A 7,078-nucleotide genomic window follows, 5' to 3' on the forward strand; every position below is an offset into this window, starting at 1 on the left:
TTTCCGGAGGATCGCATCAAGTTCGACCATCCGAATTAGCCGAAACTACCGGTACCGTGTGGCAAGCTCCGGGCTGTGCGCTCCGAAAGCGGCGAGGTCCGCTTGGAAGACTGCGTCGAGAAGACCGCTGTCCTCTACGCCCGGTGCGCAGACGGTTTCGCCCAGTTCCAGGCCGCGCAGGTTGGCGCAGATCTCGGCGACCGAGCCGATACCCGCCGTCGTGGACAGATCGGCGACGACGGTCCGGACCGACAGTGCAGTCCACCTCCCGCACCTGAATCTCGGGGCGTAAAGTTCTGCCAAGGGACCGGAAGGATCGCTCATGGAGACTGCCCCGCCCACAGCCGCACAACAGAACAGAGCGGCACAACAAAACCGCCCCCTCGAGATCGACACGCTCGTTGTCGGTGGAGGCCAAGCGGGACTGGCCACGAGCTACTTCCTCAGCCGGGCCGGCGTCGAGCACGTGGTCCTTGAACGGCGATCCGCGCTGGGCGGCGCGTGGCAGGATCGCTGGGATGCGTTCGTGCTGAACACGCCGAACTTCTCGCTAGACCTGCCCGGGATGCCATACGCGGGGCCGGAGCCGGAGGCGTTCATGGCCCGTGACGACGTGGTGGACTATTTCCGCGACTACGCGACGAGGATCGATGCCCCGGTCCGTACAGGCACGGACGTCACGTGGATCTCGACGTCGGATGGCAGCTTCAGCGTTGAAACGTCCGACGGCGGCTGGCGGGCACGCAATGTGGTGCTGGCGACCGGCGCGTACCAAATACCGAAAATCCCGGCACTGTCCGCCGGACTCCCGAAGAGTGTCCTGCAGCTCCACACGCACGACTATCGCAATCCGGAGCAACTGCCGGACGGTGCCGCGCTGATCGTCGGGACCGGGCAGTCGGGCGGGCAGATCGCGGAAGACCTGCTCGCGGCCGGGCGCGAGGTGCATCTGGCGGTGTCGACGTGTCCGGAGGCGCCGCGCCGGTATCGCGGGCACGACATCCTCTATTGGCTCCTGCAAGCTGGAATCCACGGGCCCGAGTACGGGATCAACGCCTTGACGGTCGGACAGTTGCCCTCCCCCGCGGCGCGGTTCGCCTGCAACCCCCTGCTCTCCGGCACCGACGGGGGCCACGACATCCACCTCCGCGAACTCGGCCGCCAAGGCGTCCAGCTGCACGGGCACCTGGAAGCAGCCGACGACGGCGAACTCACCTTCACGGACGACCTCCCACAACGCCTCGCAACAGTCGAGGCCGGGTTCGGCCAGCGCATGGGCCGTGCGCTCGACGCCTACATCGCTGCCGCTGGAATAGACGCGCCTGCGGCTTTACCTGCGCAGGAGGACGACTGGTTGCCTGTCGCGTCACCGGCGCGGGTCAACCTGGCCGCCGAGAACATCACCTCGGTGCTCTGGGCCACCGGTTACCAGCTGGACCTCAGCTTCGTGGATATTCCTGTCCTGGACGCCTGGAACTACCCGCGACATATCCGCGGCGTCACCGAGCAGCCGGGGCTATATGTGGTCGGGCTGCCGTGGCTGACAGGGCACTACTCGTCGATCGTCGGCGGGGTGGGCGTGGATGCGGAGTATGTCGCGGGGTGCGTGGCGGGGCGGCGAGGCTAGTCTTCCGAGACCAACGTTTGATTGGGCCGGATGTAATAGGCCTCCAATTCACGATCGCCCAGTATTTCGCCGATCAGGGATGGTGACCCTCCGATGAAGACCGAGAGAGCATGGATGTCATTAGCGACGCACCACGCTCCATCCAGAGGTAGCCAGTTCAAGGGCAGTCTTCCAGCAGGATTGTCCTCGATGGATTCCAGCGCCAGTTCGAGCGGTCCTCGCAACACATGCAGTCCCCGACCAAGGCCATTGACAATGACGGGCGAAGTTCGAACCCGGCCATTGAGGTCGCCATATCCCTCCCACACCAAAAACAAGCATTCAGGTGACGGCCTGGCGCCCTTCGCTATCCTGGAAACCAACCGTTCGGCCACTACGGAATCAACGGAACCGTTCTGGGGTTCGTAGACTTGATTCGGGTCGGGAACGCACGCCGCCACGATCTCGCTCCATTGGGTGCCACCGTCAACCTCCAGCTGATCACCGGCAAGCTGTGACCAGCGCAAACGTCGACCAGTTGGCGACATAGCGGGATTCAGCACCCGGGCATAAGCGGGATAGACGGGAGGGATAAGGCAGGCCAGCGATCCCGCAGGCTTCCCGATGGTCTGCTGTAGGAACCAACGGATGCGCGACTCCGAGTCTGCTTCCCGGCGATCCATCAAACCAAGCGTCCTCTCATATTCGCTTTCCCGGAAATTTAGCTGAGATCAATTTCCAGAACCCATCCAATGATATTAATGAAGCGCTCAGAGTTGAGTTCGGCCTCGGCATAGAATTCTGAACTGACAGATACAACTACTTTTCCTTGTTGAGGAAAAACATCCTCAGTCAACTCGATATGAATCGCTTCTTGATTCCTCTGCCGCTGGAATAGACGCGCCTGAACACCAGCCAGCGCCCGCGGACGACTGGCTACCTGTCGCCTCGCCCCGGGTCAACCTGGCCGCAGAGAACATCACCTCGGTACTTTGGGCGACCGGTTACCAGCTGGACCTCAGCTTCGTGGACATTCCTGTCCTGGACGCCTGGAGCTACCCGCGACGCGTCACCGAACAGCCGGGGCTATACGTAGTGGGGTTGCCGTGGTTGACGGGGCACTACTCGTCGATAGTCGGCGGGGTGGGCGTGGATGCGGAGTATGTCGCGGAGTGCGTGGCGGGGCGGTGAGGCTAAGGGGACTCCTCAGCTACCCTCTTCGCTCGGGGCCATGCCAGTCCATCAGTCACAGCTGCTGCACCCGCCGAAACAAGATGCGTCCACCACGGCCACTTTGAAACTGAGCTCGACCGTCAGAGACCCGCCTGGCTCACTCCGTACTCTGCCTGCTCCGGCGTAAAACCATCGAATATCAGCTGGTCGACTAGCCCGGAATGGGAGAAGGAAGTGAATCCTAGGTAGTCCTTGGCTTTCTTAGCTGCCTGCTGGTTCCAGTCGACTTTCACACGGTCCACAGCCCAGGTCGCATCCTCCGTTGAATACTTCTCGAACTCAAGCTGGCCGATCAGTCCGGTGCGCGAAAAGGCGGTGAACCCGAGGTATTCGGCAGCTTTACGCAGAGCGTTCTGCTGGCTGACCGTCCCAGCTGCCGCCTTGGCAGCCGCCTCGGCCTGAGCCTTGGCGGCAGCGTCGGCATCAGCTTTCGCCTTGGCAGCGGCCTCGGCATCAGCTTTTGCTTTAGCGGCAGCTTCAGCATCAGCTTTCGCTTTGGCGGCGGCGTCAGCATCGGACTTCGCTTTGGCGGCAGCATCAGCCGAAGCCCTAGCTGAAGCCTCGGCCGAAGCCTTGGCAGAAGCAGCGACCTCAGCCGCTGTAGCCGCAGAGGGTGTGACGGCAGACATGTTCGGTCCGGGGGTGGTCGTGGCAGACGTTTGGACGGCGGCCGCTCGGGTGGTGTTCAGGATGATGCTTAGGAGTATGAAGGCCGTGGTGACGATCAACGCCACCTTCTTGTGCCTGTCATAACCGTCCAATGGACGACCCTGCCTGTCGCGGGTCTTGTTGGCGAGCACGAGAATCAGATCAACAAGAGCCCAGATGCCGAGGCCACCGAAGGTAAACAGCTTCAGGATGCCGGTACCGACTTTGCCGAGGTAGAACCGATCCACGCCGAAAACGCCGAGGAGCAGGGAGAGTAGCCAAGTAACGAGGAAGGACTTGCTACTGACGCCGTATCCGCCAAGGGCTGGGCCCCCCAGATAGGGTGCCGGCGCGCCAGGATTGGGCTGGGTTCCTGAGGGGGTCTGCCCGTAGGGCGGCTGCGGCTGCTGCGGCGCGCCGAAGGGGTCAGCTGAGCTCATTGAGGTTCCTTTCAAAGGGACGCCCTTGAAGCGGGCTTCCGCGTGGGCATGGTGGGTGCGAGGTTTGGTCATCCGCTGGACGGGTTACATCCGTGATTCGATCGGCGCTGAGAGAGGCGCGCTATGGTCTGCCCATGTATCGTTTTCCTCCCCCCGGAAGTGCGTCTACGCTTTATCCGCGCGTGTTTAAGCATGCGTCGATACCCGCTTCACTTGGCGCAGTATTTGCACAGGACTCGGGCAGGCTTTGCACAGGAAATAGCCTTGGGCCGAAATGGTCCCCGGTCGCCTGTCAACGCCGTGCCTCGTCCCGGCGTTCCGGACACTTCTGCGCGGACGTGGGATCACCGATCACCACCCGCCGGCACCGGCGGACGACTGGCTCCCTGCTTCGTCGCCGACGGTCAACCTGGCCGCCGAGAACATCACCTTGCTGCTCTGGGCGACTGGGAGAAATGGTTGCAGTAATCCCCCCGTCACCGTGCATTTCATCGTGCAGGTCATACGTACATATGGCCGTGATCAGCAATTCCGCGGGCCGGCGGCGGGTTACCGCGGCACGGTGATCGACCGGCTTACGGGCACCGAAAGTTGGTCGGGCCGCGTCGAGGCGGGCTTGCCAAAGTCGGGCAAGGCGGTGGCAGGCGGTGAAGTATTCCTATGCTTGACTGGTTGGCATGAGTCAATTCAGGTCTGAACCAGGTCCGCGGATTGGCTTCGCGAAGGATTCCGACCCTGAGACCGCCGGGTGGGCCAACGCAGGCATCGGACTTGAAGGCGAGCGACTTGACGTTGGCGGGGTCAATCCGTGGTCGGGGGCCCCGTGGATTTCACTGCACCAGTGGATCGTGGTGTCGCATCCGGCCCACCCCCGACAGCGTCACCGGGCAGACATCTACCAAGTCAGAGGGCCGAACGAAAGCCTTGTGGCTTTCGCGGCCGCCGAACTCTCCAACGGTGTGTGGGGCTTCTACGTGCCCGATCCCGTCCGCGAGAAACCACATCGGTCCTGACCCATCACGCCGGGCTGGCTAGGGCCGGTCCGACCGCGCGTTTTCCGTTGCCCGGGAGCGAAGAGCAGCGAATACAGGGTGAGACTCGGGGGTGCCGGTTCGTCGATCGCCTATCGGGCGACGTTATCGAGAGTCCCCTAGTTCCAGAGCTAGCCGACGGGTATCATTTGTCCTCGACAAGCACGGTGTTAAAAGGAATATCAGCATGTCCCCGCTCGTAGCCGAGCCCTACAGTTGTGGACCATGTCTTCCCGACGTTGTGAATAATGCGCAGGTACGTCCCAAGCTCTATCCGTTCGTTCGAGAGCACTTGGTCCGCATGGCTGATTATCGTCACGTACTTGCGGGCAGGCAGCCATCGAAGGTCGCCGAGGCACTCATCGAAGGCGTTCCAATTCCATCCAAAGTAGTCAGGAAAAGAAAACCGCTGCTGGTACTCAGCGAACAATCGATCGATGGACCGCATCTTCGAACCATCCAACTCAATAACCAGAACATCAGCCCCACTGATAGCCGCACGGATCAATCCAGCCTCTGACTCAATCACCCTGTGAACCCACGGCCCTGACTCACTCGTCACTGACTCAACGATTCGCGGCATAATCATCCGCCAATTCTGCACCAGCCCTCGGCAGAACTATGCAGCGACCGCAACCCGCAGCATGATCACCCATAGGGAACGCACCACCCGTTTGCTCCCCGTGATCGATTGACGAATACCCAGGGTTCGTCGTCAACAGTGACAACTTGGGGTGCAGCACTGACGCCCGGAGAAGGATCCTTTTGGGGCACCGCTCGTATTGTCCGCTTAGGGTTACTGGACAGGGAGTTCCGCGGTGACAGCCTCGGCGATTCGAGAAGCAACATCTTCCGCCGTTAGCCGGGACGTGTCGATGACGAGGTCAGCGTCTTTGATCATCCACGTCCGGGCCACCGCGTACCTTTCGATGTGATCCAGCCTCCACTGCCTGCCGGACAACTCGACTTGGTCGTTCTCAATCCGGTTCCGGAGGGTTGTTGCGTCGGCGTCCAGCACTACATGGATGACTTGATCGTCCAACTCACTGAAACTTGCCTTAAGTTCTGCCCAATAGTCCTGCCGCAGCACCGTCTGAACGGCCACCAAGTGTTGTCCCGTATGCCGACGAATTTCGAGAGCCGTGGCTGGAACCAGTGCCCGCCATGCCGGCAGGTCCTGAAAGTCGCCGAAGGTCTGGTCCTTCAGACTGTCCATGAGCATATATCCGACCGCTTCGGGGTCAAAGAGACGTAGGGCGGGCTGCGCTTCCACCACTGCCTTGGCGGCAGTAGTTTTCCCCACGCCGAAGGTTCCGTTGATCCAAATCATCATGTCGCCGACAGTATCTTCTCCCGGAATAGATAGGCGGCGGGCAAGGCTCGTGTCCGAGAATCGATGGTGGGGTGACCGTTCAGGGATCGACTTATGGGCGCTCCCATCGTCTTGGAACCAACTGGGGTGGTTTGGAGAGTATCCACACGGGACCAGGGTGCTCGTTCGTCAGTCTGGTTCAAAAGGTCCTGCGCCGACGGCATGGGATACACCGTAGCCTCCAGAGACCAGCTTTGGCTTACAGGGTGTAGAGGTCGTGTAGGGGCCGGCCCGCTGATGAACACATTCGGCACGGCGACGACTTGTTGAATCTGCTGATTCGATCTGTTCGTACGGACGTAAAACCCGCGGCCGGGGCTCCTGTGTCCAATGTGATACCTTTTCCGCGGGACAGAGTCACTGTCCGGCAGTACACCCGCCTTCGGCGGGCTTTGGGGGATTGAGGCGTCGGCGTGGCTAATGTTCGCTTGGATTGTTTTGGAACGGGTTCGCCGGAATCCAGAGTTCGGTTGCGAACGCTCATCGTGCTACTGGCAGTTTGCATTCTCATGCTTGTCCCGATTGCAGGCCCCGCCCAAGCCGTACAAGGGGGCGACTATCCGTTCGCGGCGGTAGGCGGTTCAGGCGGAGTTAAAGCGCCGGGGACCATGATGCCAGTGGCTCCGGCGCGGATGCTGGACACGCGCACCACCGCCGCGGTTCCCCCGGATTCTTCAGTCTCCTTCCAAGTCGGCGGAGCGGCAGGGATTCCTACAGATGTTTCTGCCGTAGTGTTCAACCTGACCGT

8 protein-coding genes are annotated in these 7,078 nt (G+C 61.4%); 3 read left to right on the forward strand and 5 right to left on the reverse strand.

Going from position 1 to position 7,078, the window contains the following annotated elements; all coding sequences use genetic code 11:
* Positions 1-45 precede the first annotated feature (45 nt).
* Positions 46-324, reverse strand: a complete 279-nt coding sequence (locus tag AC3WJM_RS09685; RefSeq protein WP_492271751.1) for a hypothetical protein — start codon at positions 322-324, stop codon at positions 46-48.
* Between AC3WJM_RS09685 and AC3WJM_RS09690 the strand changes: the two genes are divergently transcribed.
* Positions 323-1,627: a flavin-containing monooxygenase gene (locus tag AC3WJM_RS09690; RefSeq protein ID WP_492271752.1), complete on the forward strand. Its 1,305-nt coding sequence runs from the start codon at positions 323-325 to the stop codon at positions 1,625-1,627. The two genes, AC3WJM_RS09685 and AC3WJM_RS09690, sit on opposite strands and share 2 nt — an antisense overlap.
* On the opposite strand, the gene AC3WJM_RS09695 is transcribed toward AC3WJM_RS09690, so the two are convergent.
* Positions 1,624-2,289, reverse strand: coding sequence for a hypothetical protein (locus AC3WJM_RS09695; RefSeq protein WP_059388046.1), 666 nt, complete (start codon positions 2,287-2,289; stop codon positions 1,624-1,626). The two genes, AC3WJM_RS09690 and AC3WJM_RS09695, sit on opposite strands and share 4 nt — an antisense overlap.
* 343 nt (positions 2,290-2,632) lie before the next feature.
* Between AC3WJM_RS09695 and AC3WJM_RS09700 the strand changes: the two genes are divergently transcribed.
* A complete protein-coding gene (locus AC3WJM_RS09700; RefSeq protein WP_172465516.1) occupies positions 2,633-2,797 on the forward strand; it encodes a hypothetical protein in 165 nt (54 codons plus the stop codon).
* Positions 2,798-2,919: 122 nt separating this feature from the next.
* Here the strand turns inward: AC3WJM_RS09700 and AC3WJM_RS09705 are convergent, their stop codons facing one another.
* Positions 2,920-3,927, reverse strand: coding sequence for an Ltp family lipoprotein (locus AC3WJM_RS09705; RefSeq protein ID WP_084784391.1), 1,008 nt, complete (start codon positions 3,925-3,927; stop codon positions 2,920-2,922).
* A gap of 677 nt (positions 3,928-4,604) precedes the next feature.
* On the opposite strand from AC3WJM_RS09705, the gene AC3WJM_RS09710 reads away from it, so the two are divergent.
* Positions 4,605-4,940, forward strand: a complete 336-nt coding sequence (locus AC3WJM_RS09710) for a hypothetical protein (RefSeq protein WP_306963966.1) — start codon at positions 4,605-4,607, stop codon at positions 4,938-4,940.
* Positions 4,941-5,103: 163 nt separating this feature from the next.
* On the opposite strand, the gene AC3WJM_RS09715 is transcribed toward AC3WJM_RS09710, so the two are convergent.
* Together AC3WJM_RS09715 and AC3WJM_RS09720 are read right to left on the reverse strand one after the other, a co-directional pair.
* A complete protein-coding gene (locus AC3WJM_RS09715) occupies positions 5,104-5,487 on the reverse strand; it encodes a barstar family protein (protein ID WP_216363142.1) in 384 nt (127 codons plus the stop codon).
* 267 nt (positions 5,488-5,754) lie between these two features.
* Positions 5,755-6,291 carry an AAA family ATPase gene (locus tag AC3WJM_RS09720; protein WP_084784390.1) on the reverse strand — a complete coding sequence of 179 codons (537 nt, stop codon included), beginning with the start codon at positions 6,289-6,291 and terminating at the stop codon, positions 5,755-5,757.
* Between the last annotated feature and the right edge of the window lie 787 nt (positions 6,292-7,078).

The organism is Arthrobacter sp. FW306-1B-G06A, assembly GCF_058781765.1.

Coding starts and splice junctions, on each gene's coding strand:
- AC3WJM_RS09690 (WP_492271752.1), top strand. CDS start 323: ATGGAGACTGCCCCGCCCACAGCCGCACAACAGAACAGAGCGGCACAA.
- AC3WJM_RS09685 (WP_492271751.1), bottom strand. CDS start 324: ATGAGCGATCCTTCCGGTCCCTTGGCAGAACTTTACGCCCCGAGATTC.
- AC3WJM_RS09695 (WP_059388046.1), bottom strand. CDS start 2,289: ATGGATCGCCGGGAAGCAGACTCGGAGTCGCGCATCCGTTGGTTCCTA.
- AC3WJM_RS09705 (WP_084784391.1), bottom strand. CDS start 3,927: ATGAGCTCAGCTGACCCCTTCGGCGCGCCGCAGCAGCCGCAGCCGCCC.
- AC3WJM_RS09710 (WP_306963966.1), top strand. CDS start 4,605: ATGAGTCAATTCAGGTCTGAACCAGGTCCGCGGATTGGCTTCGCGAAG.
- AC3WJM_RS09720 (WP_084784390.1), bottom strand. CDS start 6,291: ATGATGATTTGGATCAACGGAACCTTCGGCGTGGGGAAAACTACTGCC.